The organism is Leuconostoc litchii, from assembly GCF_008107645.1.
Classification (GTDB): domain Bacteria; phylum Bacillota; class Bacilli; order Lactobacillales; family Lactobacillaceae; genus Leuconostoc; species Leuconostoc litchii.
In genome coordinates this window covers 66,791-84,782 of the sequence record NZ_SDGY01000002.1, presented here as the reverse complement: position 1 = coordinate 84,782, position 17,992 = coordinate 66,791, and the positions used below count along the sequence as shown (strand labels likewise).

Sequence of the window (17,992 nt, the reverse complement as noted above, 5' to 3'; positions counted from 1 at the left end):
CTTTTTTATTGATTAAATTTTTGTATTTGAAAAAAATCAAGTAAGAAAGTTAGTATTGGTAGACCAATGATTAGTCCCCAGACACTAAAGAAATGTTCCATAATAATTAAGTTTAATAAAATAATTAAAATTGGCATATGTGTTTTTTGTGACATTAAATGAGGATGCAAAAAATAAGATTCAAACAAATGAATTAATGCAACGGCGATAATAATAATGATGACGGTGTTCCAGTCTCCAATAATAAAGGCTGTAATAGTTAGTGGGATTAACGAGATAATGACACCGAACACTGGTATTAAGCCAAGAACAAAAATTAAAATGGTGAACCCTAATAGGTAAGGGAAATGAAGAAATGTTAGCACAAAGAACATTAGCGTTGTATTAATCATGCAAATAATTAATTGAATTTCAAATAATTTACCTAAAATAATAATAAAACGATGCACGATTATATAAAATTCACCAAAAAATTTTTTGAATGGACTATGAAGAAAGTTCATACTCCATAATCTTAATTTTGGATAGGTCATGCTGAATATAAAACTAAATAATAAGGCTAATACTAGTTGATATATAATATGACCAATATGATTTAATTGCGATAAACTTTCTGAAATTAAGTGATTACTGTTGAAGAAAGAAGTATATTGATTTACATTTTTATAAATATCCTGCAATAATGTATTATCTTGCCAATTCCAGCGCATGGCTAAAGTAACCATACTTTTGATTTGTTGAATTAATGTTGAGGCACCATGCTCAATTGCTAGGGCCACAACAGTAACAAAGACAATATAGACTAATGCAATAGATAAGGTTCGTGAAATTTTTAAAAATTTAGCTACGGGTTTAGCCACACTCATTGCTAAATAAGCAAAAATAATCGTTAATAATAATAAAGGCATAAATTGTTTCAAGCCAATAATTAATAAAATAATGACTAGTAAGACACCATATCTATACGGGATACGTTTCTGGATTGTTTCTAATAGATTCATGTTATTTCCCCCTAAATAATCGTATTATTTCATTATAAAGGAATTTTAGAAAAATAGTTTACGTCTATAGAAATGGTTTTAATTTTGTTAAATGTGTTTATGATTAATAAAATTAGACTATTGACATTTATGTTTTCCCGTGTCATAATAATTTTATTAACTAAAGGGAAAAGATTATTATGAAAAGTCTAAATTCAACTAACTTCACACAAGTCATTAAGATCAACGTCGTCATTATTATTTGACTTCTCGGTTGGTCTACTTTTTGATGCCAGCCTTGAAAAAAGGCTGGCGTGGAGTTGTTGAATTTTTTCGACATACTTTAGGAAGCGCTAGTATATCTAGTGCTTCCTTTTTTTCTTATAATTTTGTCACAATCGTTAAATAAATTATTGTTCATAATACAGGAGGATAGTACCATGGATGCACCATTGTCTGCAACACCGGCCAAAGAAGAGGCCAAAACAGTAAGTGATATGAAAGCACAGCCACGTAAGATGAGCGAAGTTGTTTTCGATGTTTCACAAGGAATTTCAAATGCCATTTTGGCGGTTCTTGGTATGGGACTTTTGATGTCATCAATTGGAAATATTTTTCATTACACGCCGTTAATCCAAGCCGGTTTAATGGGTCAAAAGATGTTGGCACCAGCTTTAGGCGTTGGTATTGCGATGATGATGCGAGCAAATATTTTGACAACAGGAGCGGCTTTGATTGCTGCAACGGTGGGATCAAATGCTGTTTATTTTACTTCAGCTGTTGCGCCAGCAACGCACACAGCTACCGGATGGGTTGCTGATCAGGCTGCTGGTTCATTGGTCATGACCTCTGGACAACCTGTATCAGCCGTATTAGCAGCCTTAGTTGCAGTATTAGTTGGTAATTGGTTAACTGGGAAAACACCGTTAGATATGATGTTAGTTCCGTTAGGAGCTGTACTAGTAGGGACATTCTTCGGTTTAGCTACTGCTTCTGTTACAACACCTTTCTTAAATTGGGTTTCTGAAGAACTTGCTTCTACAATGAAAATTAATCCGTTCCTAGGTGCCTTTGTTGTTGCTGTTGTTTGGTTTTTATTCTTGATGACGCCAGCATCATCTGCAGCTTTAGCAATTGCTGTTATGTTGGATCCATTGTCAGGTGGAGCAGCTTTGGTTGGTACAACTGCAGGATTTGTAATGTATACAGCTATGGGGTGGAAGCAAAATGATTTGGGTGCGAACTTGGCACAAGTAATTGTCACACCAAAAGTGCAATTCCCTAATTTATTGAAAAGCCCATTATTGCTTTTTGGTCCAGCTGTTATTGCTGGTATCTCAGCTGTATTGGCTGTTGGTTTCTTCGACTTTAAAGTGCCTTATGCCATTGCTGGTTTAGGACTAAATGGATTTATCGCACCAATTGCGTTGGCAACAACTGATCCACGTGGTTTTGCCTTAATGGTGATCTTCGGAGTAGTTGTGCCAACATTAGCTGGTCTTGTATTTTACTATGCTTTGAAGAAGCTTGGTAAAACAAAGAAAAACGATTTACATTTAGATGTTGTCTAAATAAATTTGTCATGAAGTCGTCATATAGACGGCTTTTTTTACTACACAAAATGGCGTAGAATATGTTGAGTAATAAATAATTGTATTGAGAGAAACGATATGTTTGAAAATATCAAACGAACTTTGATTGGAAAGCCATTAAAAACACTTGATGAGGGTGGACAATCGCTATCCAAAACAAAGGCTTTGGCACTACTGTCTTCTGATGCTTTATCTTCAGTTGCGTACGGTACTGAATCTATTACGACTGCTTTACTAGCCGCAGGAGCAGTTGCTTTGTGGCTACAGTTGCCAATAGCACTACTTGTATTGGTTCTATTAGCTGCCATTGTTATGAGCTATCGACAAATTATTCATGCTTATCCATCTGGTGGGGGTGCCTATGCGGTTGCCAGTGAAAATTGGGGCGCTAAAGCTGGTTTAATTGCTGGCGGTTCTCTACTTGTCGATTATATGTTGACAGTGGCTGTTTCGGCATCAGCTGCAGCTGATGCTATTACAGCTGCATTTCCTGCCATTTTACCATTTACAGTTCCGTTATCAGTTGTTATTGTCTTATTGCTGACTGGAATGAATTTACGTGGATTGCGTGAAAGTGCTAACTTCCTAATGGTACCTGTGTATTTCTTTATTATTGTACTAGCAGTAATGATTGCTTGGGGTGTTGTCCAGGCCATAACTGGACAGTTACCTTATCATGCTGCGGCAAAGGTTGGTACAAGTTTTGGCGGGTTATCGCTTGTTTTGTTTATGCGCGCATTTTCAAGTGGTTCATCATCATTAACAGGTGTTGAAGCCATTTCAAATGCCGTACCTAATTTTAAGGAACCAAAAGAAAAGCATGCAGCAGCAACACTTGCTACTATGGCGGCAATTTTGGCACTATTCTTTGGTGGTATTACCTTTTTAAGTTATTGGTTAGGGATCATGCCAAATAGTAAGTCGACAGTTCTATCACAAATTGCTGCGACAACTTTTGGTGGTTACAATATTGGTTTTTATATTGTTCAATTGGCTACAGCTATGATTTTAGCTGTGGCAGCTAACACTGGTTTTTCGGCTTTTCCAATGCTTGCCTTAAATTTGGCACGTGATAAATACTTACCACACCTTTACATGGATAAAGGTGATCGATTGGGCTATTCAAACGGTATTCTTTCACTGGCTTTTGGGGCTATAATCTTATTAATGATTTTCCACGGTTCAACAGATGCTTTGATTCCATTATATGCCGTAGGTGTTTTTGTACCATTTACCTTATCGCAATCAGGAATGATTATTCATTGGTGGCGTAAAAAGCCACAAAAATGGTTAGTTAAAGCGATTATTAATTTTGTTGGCGCCTTTATTTCTGCTGTTTTAGTGATTACGCTTTTTGCGACGCGCATTGAACATGTGTGGCCATATTTATTAATTATGCCAATCGTTTTATTTATGTTTTTGAAAATTAAGCATCATTATATGAGTATTGGAAAACAATTACGTTTACAATATCTCAAAAATGATAATGCTGAACGCCACCATTACGATGGCGCTACGGTCATTGTTTTAGTTTCAAATATTACTAAAGTAACTATGGAAGCGATAGATTATGCTCAGTCTATTGGTGACTATGTTGTGGCGATGCATGTTAGTTTTGATGTTAATCCTAAAAAAGAATTAAAAACTTCAAATCAATTCAAATTAGACTTTCCCGATGTACGTTATGTTGATATTCATTCATCTTATCGTTCAATTGTTAAGCCGTCATTAAGTTTTGTTGACGCTGTGGTAAAACAAGCAGAGAAGCGAAACCATTCAGTAACCGTTTTAATTCCACAATTTGTACCAAAGCAACCATGGCAAAATATTTTGCATAACCAAAACTCTTTGCGTTTACGAGCAGCATTTGCAGCCCGTACAGATATATCTGTATCAACATATTACTATCATTTATCAGAATAATTAGGAAGGGATGAAAGCATGGATTAATGAATAATCTGTGTTAGCTATAATCAGATGTCACAAGATACAAAATTAATTTTATTTTTTATTTGGGTAGTCATTGCCATGCTGATTTCAACTGTTGGCTTGGTCATGATCATACGTTGGTATCATAGGGAAGTGAATAAGGTAAAAAAGCAACAAGCTGACGAACATCAAAAATTAAATAATTAGTGTATGAGCACAAAAAACAACAGCTATTTGGAGTAACTGTTGTTTTTTTAATATTCACATTAGAAGGTTTACTAAATAAAGTATGTCATTTTTTATCTGTCCAAGCAGACAATGGTATACAAATTAGTGTTATTGTACCAGTTAGTAAGAATACTTTACCAAAGGCAGTTGATATTTCATTATTTTTAGTTTCTTTGATTTTATTTAAAGTACTGGTTAATTCATCTTTTTGAGCCAATAATTTAATTGAAGTCATCATCTGATGTTGCCCAACGACTAATGGTGTAACAGTAGTCGTTAATTGTGGTATGTTTGCGATTTTTTTGATACCGTCATTGATTTTAGTATTAGCGTCATAAAGTTTTCGGTAATCAGAATGAAGTTTAGGTAGTGGTAAGCCGTACGTTTCTTTGGCTGCTCTTGTTACTTGATATTTCATTGTTGTTTGTTTTCCAGAAATATTATTGCTATTTTTGGTATATTTAAAATTTTCTTTTATCTCATTATTGAATACATTTTTGACATTTTTAGATAAGTTTCGTGTTTTAATTTGACGATATGCTTCGGATTTGATATTTGATTTTGCGGTAGCAATGTTGTTGTTCAACGTGGTTACTAAAAGTGCCATGCCGATAGCTTGTCCAACATACCGCGATGCGTTTACGATACCAGAACCGATACCAGTTTTATTTACAGGCAGAAATTTGACAGATGCTGTAAAAGACATTGCTGTGAATCCTAATCCTAAACCGATAATGGTATTGCAACTAATGATTATACTAGAAGGGGTCTCATAATTTATTAAGCTGAGCATGAACAGGCCACCAGTAGTTACTATAAGACCTATAGTTATTAGTAGACGAGCAGAAATTTTATAATATATTTTTGTAGCTACAATCATGCCAACAGCGATTGATATAGACGCTGGAATAATTAGATAAGAAGCGTGGAGTGCTGAATATTGACGTACATTTTGTAAAAAATAATTTAATATTAATGAAGGTGCAATGATGGCAAATCCAAAAATTGCGTAAACAATACTGGAATCGGTAAATGTTTTTTCTTTAAAGAGATGTAGGTCAATTGTGGGGGCTTTTACTTTTAATTCGGTGATAATAAATAAAATTAAACTGATTACAGCAATTGTGAAAGAGGCAAGAATGGTTGTTGAAGACCACCCGTAGTCCCTACCCTCCAATAGTCCAAAACTCAATCCTCCCATGAAAATAATTAATAGAATTATTCCGAATAAATCGACATTTTTCGAAACAGAGTAATCATATGATTCTTTCGTACCAAATAAAATAGCAATAAAAGAAATTATGGCAATAGGAATGTTTATTCCAAAAATCCAATGATAACTAAAAGAATTGATAATAATTCCACCAATAGCAGGACCAGCGGCAGCAGCCAATGCTGAAAAGGCGCCAATGGCTGCTGCTACTTTACTGCTATTTTTTTTACCAAATAACTCAATACCCATTGGTAAGACAATTGGTGTCATGACCGCACCGCCAATACCTTGGAAAAACCGATAAATAATTAAGAGTGATAGAGAATTAGTTACCATACAGGCAAACGAAAAGCCTCCAAAAATAATAATACCGATGAGTAGAACGATTTTACGACCGTAAATGTCTGCTAACTTTGAAGCAGTAATTATGAATGAAGCCATGGCTAAAACATATATTGTTGCTACCCAACTGGCATTAGTAAGGTTTGCATTTAAATCTGTCATGATATTAGGAAGCGCAATATTGACTATCGTTGCATCCAGAGCACCCATGAAGACGGCTAAAATTAGACCAATAAATCCAATGATTTTTATTTTTTTTGTACTGTGCATACGTATTCTCCTTTTATATTTACAAATTAATTCTCATTATTGACACAAGTGTGTCAAACACTTTAATATAAAGATATCCCAAAAAGATTTAAAATGGAATATCCACTAGGAAGTTTTAACTACTGACACAAATCTAAATGTTTGTGTCAGTAGTGAGATGAGGGCAAATATGAATAATAGAATGTCAGTGCAAACAAGAGAATCAATATGTAGTGCATTTCTTGCGCTACTAGATGAAAAAGAAAATATCAAGTTGTTCACTATCCAAGATATTAGTGAGCGGGCTAGTGTATCTAGGAGAACATTTTATCGTTACTATAATTCAAAGGAAGAAATATTGTCAGAATATGTTCAAAATCTAATTAAAAAATATGGTGATGAAATTCGTTTACAACATTTAGAAAATTTCGAGTCATTTATTGCCTATTTTTTTCATTATTGGAATCATTTTGAAAAACAATTGTTTATTTTACAAAAAGCTGGTTTGTTCACTTATGTACTGAATGAATTTAATGAAGTTATTGCTGAACTTTATACATCAAATTCTGTACCATGGCACATTGATGAAGAGAAGGATAGTCGAGAGGTATTTTACACAACCCGTTATGGGGTGGGGGGACTTTGGAATGTGTATGGATCATGGCTTGCAATTGATCGTCAAAACATAACTATAGATGAAGTGGTGAAGATACTCATTCAATCATTTAGAATGATAAAAAATAAAAATAATATGGATAGTAGAGAAGGCTGATGAATCTTATTCATTGTATGTTCTTTTCTTTACTGTAAAAACCCCCTAAGCTAAAATTTTTTAACTTAGGGGGTTTCTATAATTTATTCATTGTTAAAACGTTTCTGTTTCGACAGCCTCTAACATACTGTGCCAATCAATAGTCGGGTACTTCTTATTTAAAATTGTTATCAAAACTCGTTTTGCTAAATTACCATTCCGTGTGAAAATAGGTCCATGAAAATATGAGCCGTAGACATTACGATAGATTACACCTTCGGTTTTATCCATACCGTTGTTGCCATTACCAGAGATAACTGTGCCTAAAGAACGCTCACTTTCACCTAAGAAAGTACGTCCTTGATGGTTCTCAAATCCATGATATGTTTCATCAGTTTCATTATTTTTAATGACGATGTTACCTGTTAATCGCTCACCTGTTAGTGTCGTTAATTTATCATCATACATATTGGTTGTATAATGATCCATCACACCAATACCATCAACCTTAGTACCATCTGCCATAATCATGTATTTACCTAATAATTGAAAACCTCCACAAATTGCTAATAAAGCCCCATCATTTTCGATATAGTCGTGCAATTGATTTGTTTTTGATTTCAAGTCATTGGCAACAATAGTTTCTTCATAATCTTGTCCACCACCAAATAATACGAAATCATATGCGATAGCATCAAATTCATCCCCGAGAGATACCAAATGGTAGTCAACAGATACACCAATTTGCTTAGCATAATAAGTTAAGGCAATAATGTTACCATAATCACCGTACGTGTTCATTAGATTGCCGTATAAATGAGCCACAGAAATATCATAATTCGCCATCAGAAACCTCCTTTTATGTAGCCCTTCGTACTTAATTGTTCGCGCAATTGTAACATTGCCGTATAAGTGGCAGCAATGTAAACTTTTTTGGTTGGTAGTGACTTGATAGCTGTCACGACTTTTGAAAGATCCTCATAAACGGCTTGTTCTGTAAAACCAGCCATCTTTAAACGCACCTGTAAATCTTTATACCGTTCGCCACCAGTAGCTACGGCTTGTATGTTTGTATCATGTAATTTCTCAAATTCGGCATCCCAGATCCAACTAGTATCAATGCCATCTGCGTAATTTGCATTTAACAGCGCCAAAAGAGAAAATTCATCTTTTTCGCTGAGCATCATGTCAATTACTGAATTTGTACCGACGGGGTTCTTAATCAATACGATGATCACATCTTTACCATCAACATTAATAGCTTCTTGACGGCCAAAAATTTGAGCATTTGATTCAAATGCTTTTTTGATTTGTTCAGGAGCGACACCAAATTCACGCCCTACGGAAAAGGCTGCTAAAGCATTGTATATATTATATAAACCACCAATCTCAATACGCAAGGGTGTGTTGTCAATGCTAAAAGTTGAATATCGTGGTGTTAAGTCATCAATGCTTGTTACTTGATAGTTAAGTTTAGGGCGAGAAAATTTATCTGTGGTACTAAAATACTGCCCTAGATTAGCATAGGTGATGAAATCATAGTGCAACACTGAATTATCAGTTGGCGATAAAATACCATCAGTGTTAATAGGAGCAACATCAGGTTGATAATTAGCTGGTGAAACATGATTAAAACCAAAGTACCGTCGTGGGTTGGTAAAATCACCACGCATAAAGATAGGTGAGTCACCATTAGCTAAGACGAGTGACTCAGGTGCATTTTTAATTCCGGTAACAATTTTATCGTAAGTTGTGTAAATTTCACCATAACGATCCATTTGGTCACGAAAAATATTGGTTAAAACAAACATTTTTGGCTGAATTGCTGCTGTAATTTTTTCCACATTAGCTTCATCAACTTCAAGTACGGCTAATGGCTTTTTGCCATTCGGTGATGTTTTAACTTTAGTAGTTACCAATGTGCCAGTAATGCCTTGAATCATGTTTGATCCAGAGGGATTTGTAATGACTTGGTAACCACCGGATTCTAAAACACGAGTGATGAGAGCTGTTGTGAGTGTTTTACCATTCGTCCCTGTAACAATAATTAAATCAAAATCTTGTTGAATGGTTTTTAAAATATCAGGATCGATTGAAACAGCTAGTTTACCTGGCAAGCTGGTTCCACCACGATGCAAAATGTTTCTTAAAAACCAATATGTCGTTTTTGCCGTGGCGCGTGCGATTGAACTTTTAAGTGTCATAATATCCCCACTTTCATGTTTATAATTTTACCATGAACCAGTAAGTGGTGGGGAATTTCAATATGTATTCGATGTCATTTTATGGTTATCTTGTTGATGCTATATAAATTACATCGCTAGCAACTGTAAAACGCGTGGTAAAATAGGAGCTATATTGCAAAGGAGACAAACAATGGGGACTATTCATTTACCAAATATGCGCTTTTACACTTATAATGGGGTATTTTCTGCTGAAAAACAGCTAGGACAACCACTTTCTATTGATGCAACAGTGACTTATCCAATTGAGGTCGCTGTTCACGATGATGATTTGAATACGACCATCTCTTATGTTGATATCTATCAAGCAGTTGAAAAACGAGTAAACAATACGCAAGTTAATTTGATAGAATCACTTGCAAATGACATATTATTTGATTTATTAGCGCAATTTAAACAAGCTGAAAAAGTATTAGTAGCTGTTAAAAAGCATGCCATTCCTTTACCTGGAATTTATGATCCATTTGTTATTACGGTAAGTGGTACACAGGCTGATTTAGTAAAAAGAGGACAGATATGACAATTGTATATTTGAGTTTGGGATCAAATTTGGGAAATCGTGCAGATAATTTGAAGCAAGCCATAACATTATTGCAGGAGAAATCTAACATTACTGTTGAAGCTGTGTCCCCTATCTATGAAACACAGCCAGTCGGCGGTGTTGTTCAAGATGATTTTTATAATGTTGTGGCTCGTGTAGACACTTCTTTAAATGCTTCTGCTTTATTAGTTGTATTGCAAGACATTGAAAAGACATTAAAAAGGGTCCGTATCCAGCACTGGGGACCGCGAACTATTGATTTGGATATTTTACTTTTTGGAAATGAAACTTGGTCAACAGATAACTTGACAATTCCACATCGTGAAATGGCTAACCGGCTTTTTGTTTTAACACCATTATTAGATGTGGTTTTACCTGAACGAAAGCACGAAGTTCAACAACTGATATCAGCAACAACAGATAAAAATTGGATACGTCAAGTAAGTAATCAATAAGTTAGGAGTTTTTATGAAGATATTTGATATTAAAACAAGTCAACGTTTGGAAAAAGATGTTGAACATGTATTAGCAGCTATTGGGGATGACGTTACACGGGATGGTTTAGTAGAAACACCGGCACGTGTAACTAAGGCTTATGCTGAAATATTTGCTCATACTAACGAAAAAAATTTTCAAGATTACAAAGTTTTTCCTACCGACAATGATGCGGATATCGTTGTTGTTGAAAATATCCCATTTTATTCAATGTGTGAGCACCATCTATTGCCTTTTTTTGGAACGGCTGATATTGCTTATGTGCCAGACAGTCAAATTATTGGATTAAGTAAATTACCACGTTTAGTCGATTGGGCTGCTCGTCGTCCAAGTGTTCAGGAAAATTTAACAACATTAATAGCTGATGAAATTGCGCGAATTTTGTCACCCAAAGGTATTGCTGTTAATATTACGGCACGTCATATGTGTATGGAAATGCGTGGCATAAACCGCCCTGGAACGCAAACAACTAGTAGCGTGTTTAGAGACATATTAAAAACAGATATGATGTTACGCCAACAGTTCATAAATCGCGTTAACCAGTAGTTTATTATTAACAAGGCTATATTATTAAAGGGGATCATTATGCAAAGATTGGTAATTGCATCTAATAACTCAGCAAAAACACGTGAAATTAAGCAAGTGTTCGCCGAATTTGGTGTTGAGGTATTGAACTACCGTTCGTTGATTGATGAGCAGATATTTCCACCTGAAACAACTGATAATCAATACGAAAATGCGTTAGCCAAGGCTCGTTTCGTGCAAAATTTTTTGCCAAATGAATGGATATTAGCTGATGATACTGGTGCTTATTTTGAGGCATTTCCTGAACGTTTTGGACTAACGATTGCTAGAGAATTTAAACAACTAGGCTTGAAATCTATTAGCGAAGAAGATGAATATTTGTTGCACTTATATACACCTGAAATGAAGCGCAGTGCGTACTTAGAAGCTTTATTTATCTTGTTAACACCAGATAATCAGGTTCATCAAGCAATTGGACGAGGAGGCGTTATATTAGCTACTAAAGAGCGAGGTAATTTCTCTGTAGGATTTGATACGTTATTTGAAGCAGAAAATGGTAAAACATTTGCAGAAATGCCGATGAAAGAGCGGGTAAATTATTCACATCGTGGCCGTGCTGCGAAAAAATTATTAGGGGAACTAGGAGAATGCTATGGCAAAAATTGAAATTTTATTACCTAATCACGCTGTTTTGTCTAAAGCACAATCTAGAGGAAAAGGAGCTTTAATTAGTATTGATCAATTAAATGATTCAATGAAAAAGTTCCTATTTGAGGTTCAAGCTGTTTCAAGTGATTCAGGTTATTGGTTGAGTCGTGGTGCAATTAAAGCATTGAATGAACGAATAGACAGTCCAGAATTAGTAGATTGGCTGAATCAAAATAATTATTTGTGGCAAGTTAATGATCATAAGTTGTACGATGAAAGTGGCATTGTTTATGGCGTTTTGAATGTTAGCCCCGAGTCATTTTATAATGGTGAGGATGTTGCTGATTTAGAAACTATGTTGCTACGTGTTGAACAAATGATTCAGCAAGGTGCAAATGTTATTGAAATAGGTGGTCAAACAACTAAGCCGGGATATGTTGAAGCAGGTTTGGAGTTAAATGCGCAAGCTGAGATTGAGCGAATTGCGCCTTATATTACTGAAATCAAAAAAAGGTTTCCAAGTTCGGTGTTAGCAATTGATACCTACAAATATGAGGTTATGGTTGAAGCTGTTAATTTGGGGATTGATATAATTAATGATGTCAATGGTTTTACAGATGATAGTCGTAAATTACCATTTCTAGCTAGCAAATCAGTTGGTTTGCTAACGATGTGGAATCCGCGTGCAGATAGTGTGAAAAGTGTTGTTTCTGAAATGGGTGAATGGTTTGAGGAAAATTTAAAGGCAATGCATCTAGCGGGAATCGATGTGTCACGAATTGCTTTGGATCCAGGTATTGGCTACACGAAAAACTCAGATATGCATCAAGATTTAGCGATGATGAATAGTATTGACAATTTGCAACGTTTTAAACGTCCAGTCATGACTGCCGTATCTAATAAAGGTTGGGCTAAGTTTTTGTTGAATCTACCAAAACATGAAAGAGCTGATGTTTCATTGGTGGCAGCTACAGAAATGTTTAATCGTGGTGCACGTATTTTAAGAGTGCACGATGTGCAGTCTGCCAAACAAATGACAACGGTTGTACAGGCAATAGCTGGTAGTTTTTGGTCAAAATATTGACATTAATGGATACTTAGTCGCCTTGCCTGTTTTTTATTTTTTAAATCCCTAGTGTCAAAAATAAAGGCATTGATTCACGATAATAACTATGCTAATTTCAGTCGGTTTTACTAATTTAAGTATAGTTTAATCTTGTTATAAGGTAGGTTTGTTATGATGAGGAAGGAGCGTAACATGATGAAGGAATTTAAGATAAATGAAATTAAAAAGAAGAGCATCAAGATATAAGGTCAGAAAGCGCAAGAATCACATGCACTCGTTAGTCATTGTGATACCAGCCGTTGCGTTTTTTATGGGGCTATTGATTGTTAACAATGTTATTAGCTTACCAAAAAATATCAAAGAAATTCCAACTCAGGTATTGCGCACAACCTTACTAAAAACAGTCTCCTTGAAGGATAAATCACAAAATTTTACAACCGTGTCTGGTGAAAAAGTTACAATGAAGACAACCACTTTTGGGAAAACTTACTTAATTTCAGATGAGACCAAAAAAAAATTAACGGGGTTGCAAACTATTGGTAAAAAAGAATACTATTTTTCGCCTACGAATGGTGAAATGGTTTATGGTCTAAAAAAAATTGATGGTTATTTTTATTACTTTGATGAAGATGGTGCGAATAATTCAGTTACTGCCTATCAAAAAGTTGCCGATTCGGTTAAGAGTGACAATACAACCATTGAAAAAGTTATTTCAGGTGGTATGGCATTGGTAGGGAAGAGTGCATACTCCTACGGCGGTGGTCGTACGAGTAGTTCCATAGCAAAAAATGAGTTTGACTGTTCATCGTTCATTGCATGGTTTTATCGAAAAGCAGGATTACCATTAGTGGTGCAATCTGCTGCATCGACAACTTTATTAGCGCAGACAGGTACAGCAGTTAACTGGTCAGACATGAAACGAGGGGATGTATTAGTCACCCCAAATACTTACACTGAAGATCGTTTACATACAGCAATTTATCTTGGTAACGGATTCATTCTTCATGATGCTGCTCCAACTGATGGAGTAGCAATTAGTCGTTTGAATGAATTAGTAAATTATAAATCTTCTAAAACGCTAACATGGGCTGACTTATTGAAACCCGGAACCGTCCGACGTGAGGTAACAGAATAGCAATCTTTTCTTAAGCCGCATATATAGTGGCTTTTTTGTTATCGTAAATATTGCTATAATGTTATTAGTAGTGTCTATATTTTAGTATAGATACATAGGTTACATATAATAGTGTGATGATAACATGGCTTCATTGCAAATTGGAGAAAAGGAGAATACGTGTTTACAGCACATAGTTAGACACAGTAAAAGTATGGCACAATTATTTTTTGAATATGGCGCAATGAGTTCCGGAAAATCGATTGAAATCCTTAAAGTAGCACATAATTATGAGTCTCAAGGGCGTAAAGTTTTATTAATGACACCAATTACAGATACAAGAGCTGGTGTTGGTATTGTTGCAAGTCGAATTGGATTATCTCGAGAGGCTGTAAAGGTGCAACCGGAACAAGATTTATATCAATTTATTAAAAGTATGAATAATGATAATTTAGCAGTAGTATTAATTGATGAGGCACAGTTTTTAGCTGCTGAACAAGTTGATCAATTAGCTTACGTTGTTGATGATTTAAATATTCCGGTCATGACTTTTGGCTTAAAACAAGATGCTTTTAATCATTTGTTTGAAGGGTCAAAACGTTTGATAGAATTGGCTGATAAATTAGAAGAAATGAAAACAATCTGCTCATTCTGTGGAAAAAAAGCAACGACGCAATTACGTATTGTTGACGGTAAGCCACAACGTGAGGGTGCACAAGTGTTTATTGGTGGTGATGAAGCTTATATTCCTACATGCCGTTATCATTGGTTTCATCCTGACCAAGATAAAGTTACTGAGATGTTCCCTCAAACGCAAGAATGAAAATAATACGAGGTTAGGGTACCCTTGTACATAAAAGAATTTGTGCTATTAATGTTGCGCAATACAGTTACTGGAGAATAAAATGGATCCAATATTTCAATCCTTACAAACAGTTGTTGACCACTATGATGAGCTTAATGAACAGCTTGCTGATCCTGAAGTTATGAATAATGGTCAAAATTATATGAAGCTTTCTAAAGAAGCTGGTGAAATACGTCAAACGGTTGAAACCTATACAAGGTATAAGCAGGTTATTCAAGATATTGAGGATGCTGAAGAACTCTTAGGCGACAATGAGATGGCACCTTTAGCAAAAGAGGATCTTAGTTCTTTAAGACCTGAAAAAGAACAACTTGAGGAGCAACTTAAAATATTAATGCTTCCTAAGGATCCTAACGATGATAAGAATATTATCATGGAAATTCGTGGTGCAGCAGGTGGCGATGAATCATCATTATTTGCAGCTGATTTACTAGATATGTATCGACGTTATGCTGAAGGTCAAAATTGGTCTATAGGCATTATCGATGAGACAACGACTGAAGTTGGTGGTTATAAAGAAGTTGCTGTTATGATTACTGGCGATAATGTTTATTCTAAATTGAAGTTTGAGTCTGGTGCGCATCGTGTCCAACGTGTACCCGCTACTGAAACACAAGGACGTGTACATACGTCAACTGCCACAGTTGGTGTCATGCCTGAGTTCGAGGAAATTGATTTTGAACTCAATGAATCAGATTTAGAAGAAGAATTCTTCCGTTCAGGTGGTGCTGGTGGTCAGAATGTCAATAAGGTTTCGACAGCGGTTCGTCTGATCCATAAGCCAACTGGTATTATGGTCAAAATGCAAGAAGAACGAACACAAATTAAGAATCGTGATAAGGCACGAAAATTATTGGCTAGTCGTGTTTACGATTTTTATGCACAACAAAATGAATCAGAATATGCTGCACAGCGTAAATCAGCAGTTGGAACTGGTGACCGCTCAGAACGAATCAGAACTTATAATTATCCACAAAACCGTGTGACAGATCACAGAATTGGTCTGACGCTTAATAAATTGGACCGTATTATGAACGGTGATCTTGGTGAAGTTATTGATGCCCTTGTTATCGCAGATCAGACAGCAAAGTTGGCGGAATTAAACAAATGACGGGAAAACGCTTTGAAACACCGGATCAATTTAACAAAAATAATGATAAGCGGGAAGTGACCCCTAGCAAGTTGAACGCACCAAGGTGGTTTGAGTGGGATGATGTTAAAAAGCCGATTAATCCTGCTACGGTAAAAATATCAATGTTAGAGGCCAGAAAATGGGCTATTTTGGAATTAACAAGTGCTGGTATACCAGATGATGAAGCCAAAAATAATATTGATTTTATGCTTAGTGGAGCACTGAATGTTAATTATGGTATGCTGCGAGCTAATATGTCTCGACAAATGCCGTCTGTTTTAGCAGCACTTTGGCCGGGATGGGTATCAGAATTAATTCATCATACACCACCGCAATACATTTTGGGACATGCACCGTTTTATGGACGTGAGTTCATAGTAGATCAACGTGTGCTGATTCCTAGACCAGAAACAGAGCAGCTTGTTGAGTGGATTTTAAAAGATGCAGGGCATTCTGAGCATCCTGTTTCTGTTTTAGATATTGGTACGGGTAGTGGTGCTATTATTGAGACACTTATGCTCGAAAATAGCAGAGTAAAAGGTTTTGCAGCAGATATTTCTTCAGAAGCTTTAAAAGTAGCTGAAATGAACGCTCAACGTTTTAACTTATTAAATTTACATTTTGTTGAAAGTGATGTTTATAGTGCGTTAGGTGATTTGAAGTTTGATCTCATTGTCAGTAATCCGCCATATATCGCTAATGACGATCAAGCAGAAATAGATGAGAGTGTTATGTTGTTTGAACCACACATGGCATTGTTTGCGGACAATAATGGGCTGGCAATTTATGAAAAAATTGCTTGCGGGTTAAATGAACATCTAGCTGATCATGGTAGAGCTTACTTTGAAATTGGTTATAAGCAAGGCACTGCAGTACAAGAGCTATTCCAGACGGTACTGCCCAATGCTAAAATTACATTGCGTCAAGATTTTGCTGGACTTGATCGCATGATTCGAGTAGAAAAATGAATACAAAAATTTTTAAAACAACTAAGAATGATATTGAAGAGGCAAGTAGGTTAATTAGTCAGGGTGAGGTTGTGGCTTTTCCAACCGAGACAGTTTATGGTCTTGGTGCTGATGCAACCAATGAAGTAGCAATCAAAAAAGTTTTTATCGCCAAAGGACGTCCAGCTGATAATCCCTTGATTATGACGGTTGCAGACGTGTCCCAATTAGATAAATTCGTAACAGTTTCTGAACAAGCCAAAAAATTGATGGATAAGTTTTGGCCGGGATCATTGACGATTATATTACCTATTAAAGTGAATCAAGTATCCATGATGGTTACTGGCGGGCTGCAAACCGTAGCTTTTCGGTTACCAGATAATGATGCCACACGAGAACTAATTCGTAATGCAGGTAGACCAATTGTCGGACCGAGTGCTAATACGTCAGGTAAGCCATCCCCAACAACTGCACAGCATGTATGGCACGATATGAAAAATAAAATTGCCGGTATTGTTGATGATGGTCCGACACAGGTTGGCGTTGAATCTACGGTTGTGGATATGTCAGTAGTAACACCTATTATTTTGCGTCCAGGTGCTGTGACACAACAGCAGTTAGAAGAAGTGCTTCAGGTAAAAGTTGTCGATGCTACAAGTACAGAATCAGTTGCGAGTGATGTTACGCCTAAAGCACCAGGGATGAAATATCGTCATTATGCTCCAGACAAAAATGTGGTAATGTTTGATGAACTAGATGCATTAGATTTAAAACACATTCTGGACTTAAAGGATGTAGTAATAGCACAAGATCATGTCATTGATAGCATGTCACTGAAGAATAACCAAGCTTGGTCATTGGGAGAAACCTTAGAAACGGCTACGGAGCAGTTGTTTGCAGGATTGCGTTTTTATGATGACGAACCGCAAATAGCAACAATTTATGTTCAAAAAATGCCACCAATTGGTATTGGTAAAGCGTTTAATAACCGTTTGGGTAAGGCAGCTGGAAATCAAGAATTTCAATTTTAAATTTAGCTACAACACTAGGGTGTTGTAGCTTTTTTATTAATTATTTACAAAAATAGTTAACAAATACAAAACATTATTCTAAATTAAATGATAAAATAATG

At 35.8% G+C, this 17,992-nt stretch carries 18 protein-coding genes; 14 read left to right on the top strand and 4 right to left on the bottom strand.

The window, feature by feature from the left end; translation table 11 throughout:
* Positions 1–5: 5 nt before the first annotated feature.
* The gene (locus tag ESZ47_RS06625) at positions 6–1,001 is read right to left on the bottom strand and encodes an AI-2E family transporter (protein WP_148605914.1); all 996 of its coding nucleotides are present in this window, start codon (positions 999–1,001) and stop codon (positions 6–8) included.
* 419 nt (positions 1,002–1,420) lie between these two features.
* On the opposite strand from ESZ47_RS06625, the gene ESZ47_RS06620 reads away from it, so the two are divergent.
* The 3 genes from ESZ47_RS06620 (at position 1,421) to ESZ47_RS09385 (ending at position 4,708) form a co-directional block, all read left to right on the top strand.
* The gene (locus ESZ47_RS06620; RefSeq protein WP_148605912.1) at positions 1,421–2,551 is read left to right on the top strand and encodes a PTS sugar transporter subunit IIC; all 1,131 of its coding nucleotides are present in this window, start codon (positions 1,421–1,423) and stop codon (positions 2,549–2,551) included.
* Between the two features lie 99 nt (positions 2,552–2,650).
* On the top strand, positions 2,651–4,495 hold the full coding sequence (locus tag ESZ47_RS06615; protein WP_148605910.1) for an APC family permease: 1,845 nt from the start codon (positions 2,651–2,653) through the stop codon (positions 4,493–4,495).
* A 54-nt stretch (positions 4,496–4,549) separates the two neighbouring features.
* Positions 4,550–4,708 (top strand): hypothetical protein, encoded by a 159-nt coding sequence (locus ESZ47_RS09385; RefSeq protein WP_167497054.1) that lies wholly within the window; start codon positions 4,550–4,552, stop codon positions 4,706–4,708.
* Positions 4,709–4,793: 85 nt separating this feature from the next.
* Here the strand turns inward: ESZ47_RS09385 and ESZ47_RS06610 are convergent, their stop codons facing one another.
* Positions 4,794–6,554, bottom strand: coding sequence for a DHA2 family efflux MFS transporter permease subunit (locus tag ESZ47_RS06610; protein WP_148605908.1), 1,761 nt, complete (start codon positions 6,552–6,554; stop codon positions 4,794–4,796).
* Positions 6,555–6,723: 169 nt separating this feature from the next.
* On the opposite strand from ESZ47_RS06610, the gene ESZ47_RS06605 reads away from it, so the two are divergent.
* On the top strand, positions 6,724–7,305 hold the full coding sequence (locus tag ESZ47_RS06605; RefSeq protein WP_148605906.1) for a TetR/AcrR family transcriptional regulator: 582 nt from the start codon (positions 6,724–6,726) through the stop codon (positions 7,303–7,305).
* A gap of 93 nt (positions 7,306–7,398) precedes the next feature.
* Here ESZ47_RS06605 and ESZ47_RS06600 read toward each other — a convergent pair whose 3' ends face one another.
* Together ESZ47_RS06600 and ESZ47_RS06595 are read right to left on the bottom strand one after the other, a co-directional pair.
* Complete coding sequence (locus ESZ47_RS06600) at positions 7,399–8,130, bottom strand: type 1 glutamine amidotransferase (RefSeq protein ID WP_148605904.1); 732 nt, start codon at positions 8,128–8,130, stop codon at positions 7,399–7,401.
* A complete protein-coding gene (locus tag ESZ47_RS06595; RefSeq protein WP_148605902.1) occupies positions 8,130–9,488 on the bottom strand; it encodes a Mur ligase family protein in 1,359 nt (452 codons plus the stop codon). The genes ESZ47_RS06600 and ESZ47_RS06595 overlap by 1 nt, the downstream gene beginning before the upstream one ends.
* A gap of 172 nt (positions 9,489–9,660) precedes the next feature.
* On the opposite strand from ESZ47_RS06595, the gene folB reads away from it, so the two are divergent.
* From folB to ESZ47_RS06545, 10 genes are all read left to right on the top strand, one after another.
* The gene (folB, locus tag ESZ47_RS06590) at positions 9,661–10,047 is read left to right on the top strand and encodes a dihydroneopterin aldolase (protein ID WP_148605900.1); all 387 of its coding nucleotides are present in this window, start codon (positions 9,661–9,663) and stop codon (positions 10,045–10,047) included.
* Positions 10,044–10,523, top strand: a complete 480-nt coding sequence (gene folK, locus ESZ47_RS06585; protein ID WP_148605898.1) for a 2-amino-4-hydroxy-6-hydroxymethyldihydropteridine diphosphokinase — start codon at positions 10,044–10,046, stop codon at positions 10,521–10,523. The genes folB and folK overlap by 4 nt, the downstream gene beginning before the upstream one ends.
* Before the next feature lie 13 nt (positions 10,524–10,536).
* Positions 10,537–11,109 carry a GTP cyclohydrolase I FolE gene (folE, locus tag ESZ47_RS06580; protein WP_148605897.1) on the top strand — a complete coding sequence of 191 codons (573 nt, stop codon included), beginning with the start codon at positions 10,537–10,539 and terminating at the stop codon, positions 11,107–11,109.
* 39 nt (positions 11,110–11,148) lie between these two features.
* The gene (locus tag ESZ47_RS06575; protein WP_148605895.1) at positions 11,149–11,754 is read left to right on the top strand and encodes a non-canonical purine NTP pyrophosphatase; all 606 of its coding nucleotides are present in this window, start codon (positions 11,149–11,151) and stop codon (positions 11,752–11,754) included.
* Positions 11,741–12,820: a dihydropteroate synthase gene (gene folP / locus ESZ47_RS06570; protein WP_148605893.1), complete on the top strand. Its 1,080-nt coding sequence runs from the start codon at positions 11,741–11,743 to the stop codon at positions 12,818–12,820. The genes ESZ47_RS06575 and folP overlap by 14 nt, the downstream gene beginning before the upstream one ends.
* Before the next feature lie 196 nt (positions 12,821–13,016).
* Positions 13,017–13,937, top strand: a complete 921-nt coding sequence (locus ESZ47_RS06565; RefSeq protein ID WP_148605891.1) for an NlpC/P60 family protein — start codon at positions 13,017–13,019, stop codon at positions 13,935–13,937.
* A 193-nt stretch (positions 13,938–14,130) separates the two neighbouring features.
* Positions 14,131–14,739: a thymidine kinase gene (locus tag ESZ47_RS06560; protein WP_148605889.1), complete on the top strand. Its 609-nt coding sequence runs from the start codon at positions 14,131–14,133 to the stop codon at positions 14,737–14,739.
* A gap of 82 nt (positions 14,740–14,821) precedes the next feature.
* Positions 14,822–15,892 (top strand): peptide chain release factor 1, encoded by a 1,071-nt coding sequence (prfA, locus tag ESZ47_RS06555; RefSeq protein ID WP_148605888.1) that lies wholly within the window; start codon positions 14,822–14,824, stop codon positions 15,890–15,892.
* On the top strand, positions 15,889–16,881 hold the full coding sequence (prmC, locus tag ESZ47_RS06550) for a peptide chain release factor N(5)-glutamine methyltransferase (protein WP_148605886.1): 993 nt from the start codon (positions 15,889–15,891) through the stop codon (positions 16,879–16,881). The genes prfA and prmC overlap by 4 nt, the downstream gene beginning before the upstream one ends.
* Complete coding sequence (locus ESZ47_RS06545) at positions 16,878–17,891, top strand: L-threonylcarbamoyladenylate synthase (RefSeq protein ID WP_148605884.1); 1,014 nt, start codon at positions 16,878–16,880, stop codon at positions 17,889–17,891. Before prmC ends, ESZ47_RS06545 begins: the two co-directional genes overlap by 4 nt.
* Positions 17,892–17,992 lie beyond the last annotated feature (101 nt).

Coding starts and splice junctions, on each gene's coding strand:
- ESZ47_RS06625 (WP_148605914.1), bottom strand. CDS start 1,001: ATGAATCTATTAGAAACAATCCAGAAACGTATCCCGTATAGATATGGT.
- ESZ47_RS06620 (WP_148605912.1), top strand. CDS start 1,421: ATGGATGCACCATTGTCTGCAACACCGGCCAAAGAAGAGGCCAAAACA.
- ESZ47_RS06615 (WP_148605910.1), top strand. CDS start 2,651: ATGTTTGAAAATATCAAACGAACTTTGATTGGAAAGCCATTAAAAACA.
- ESZ47_RS09385 (WP_167497054.1), top strand. CDS start 4,550: ATGTCACAAGATACAAAATTAATTTTATTTTTTATTTGGGTAGTCATT.
- ESZ47_RS06610 (WP_148605908.1), bottom strand. CDS start 6,554: ATGCACAGTACAAAAAAAATAAAAATCATTGGATTTATTGGTCTAATT.
- ESZ47_RS06605 (WP_148605906.1), top strand. CDS start 6,724: ATGAATAATAGAATGTCAGTGCAAACAAGAGAATCAATATGTAGTGCA.
- ESZ47_RS06600 (WP_148605904.1), bottom strand. CDS start 8,130: ATGGCGAATTATGATATTTCTGTGGCTCATTTATACGGCAATCTAATG.
- ESZ47_RS06595 (WP_148605902.1), bottom strand. CDS start 9,488: ATGACACTTAAAAGTTCAATCGCACGCGCCACGGCAAAAACGACATAT.
- folB (WP_148605900.1), top strand. CDS start 9,661: ATGGGGACTATTCATTTACCAAATATGCGCTTTTACACTTATAATGGG.
- folK (WP_148605898.1), top strand. CDS start 10,044: ATGACAATTGTATATTTGAGTTTGGGATCAAATTTGGGAAATCGTGCA.
- folE (WP_148605897.1), top strand. CDS start 10,537: ATGAAGATATTTGATATTAAAACAAGTCAACGTTTGGAAAAAGATGTT.
- ESZ47_RS06575 (WP_148605895.1), top strand. CDS start 11,149: ATGCAAAGATTGGTAATTGCATCTAATAACTCAGCAAAAACACGTGAA.
- folP (WP_148605893.1), top strand. CDS start 11,741: ATGGCAAAAATTGAAATTTTATTACCTAATCACGCTGTTTTGTCTAAA.
- ESZ47_RS06565 (WP_148605891.1), top strand. CDS start 13,017: ATGAAATTAAAAAGAAGAGCATCAAGATATAAGGTCAGAAAGCGCAAG.
- ESZ47_RS06560 (WP_148605889.1), top strand. CDS start 14,131: ATGGCACAATTATTTTTTGAATATGGCGCAATGAGTTCCGGAAAATCG.
- prfA (WP_148605888.1), top strand. CDS start 14,822: ATGGATCCAATATTTCAATCCTTACAAACAGTTGTTGACCACTATGAT.
- prmC (WP_148605886.1), top strand. CDS start 15,889: ATGACGGGAAAACGCTTTGAAACACCGGATCAATTTAACAAAAATAAT.
- ESZ47_RS06545 (WP_148605884.1), top strand. CDS start 16,878: ATGAATACAAAAATTTTTAAAACAACTAAGAATGATATTGAAGAGGCA.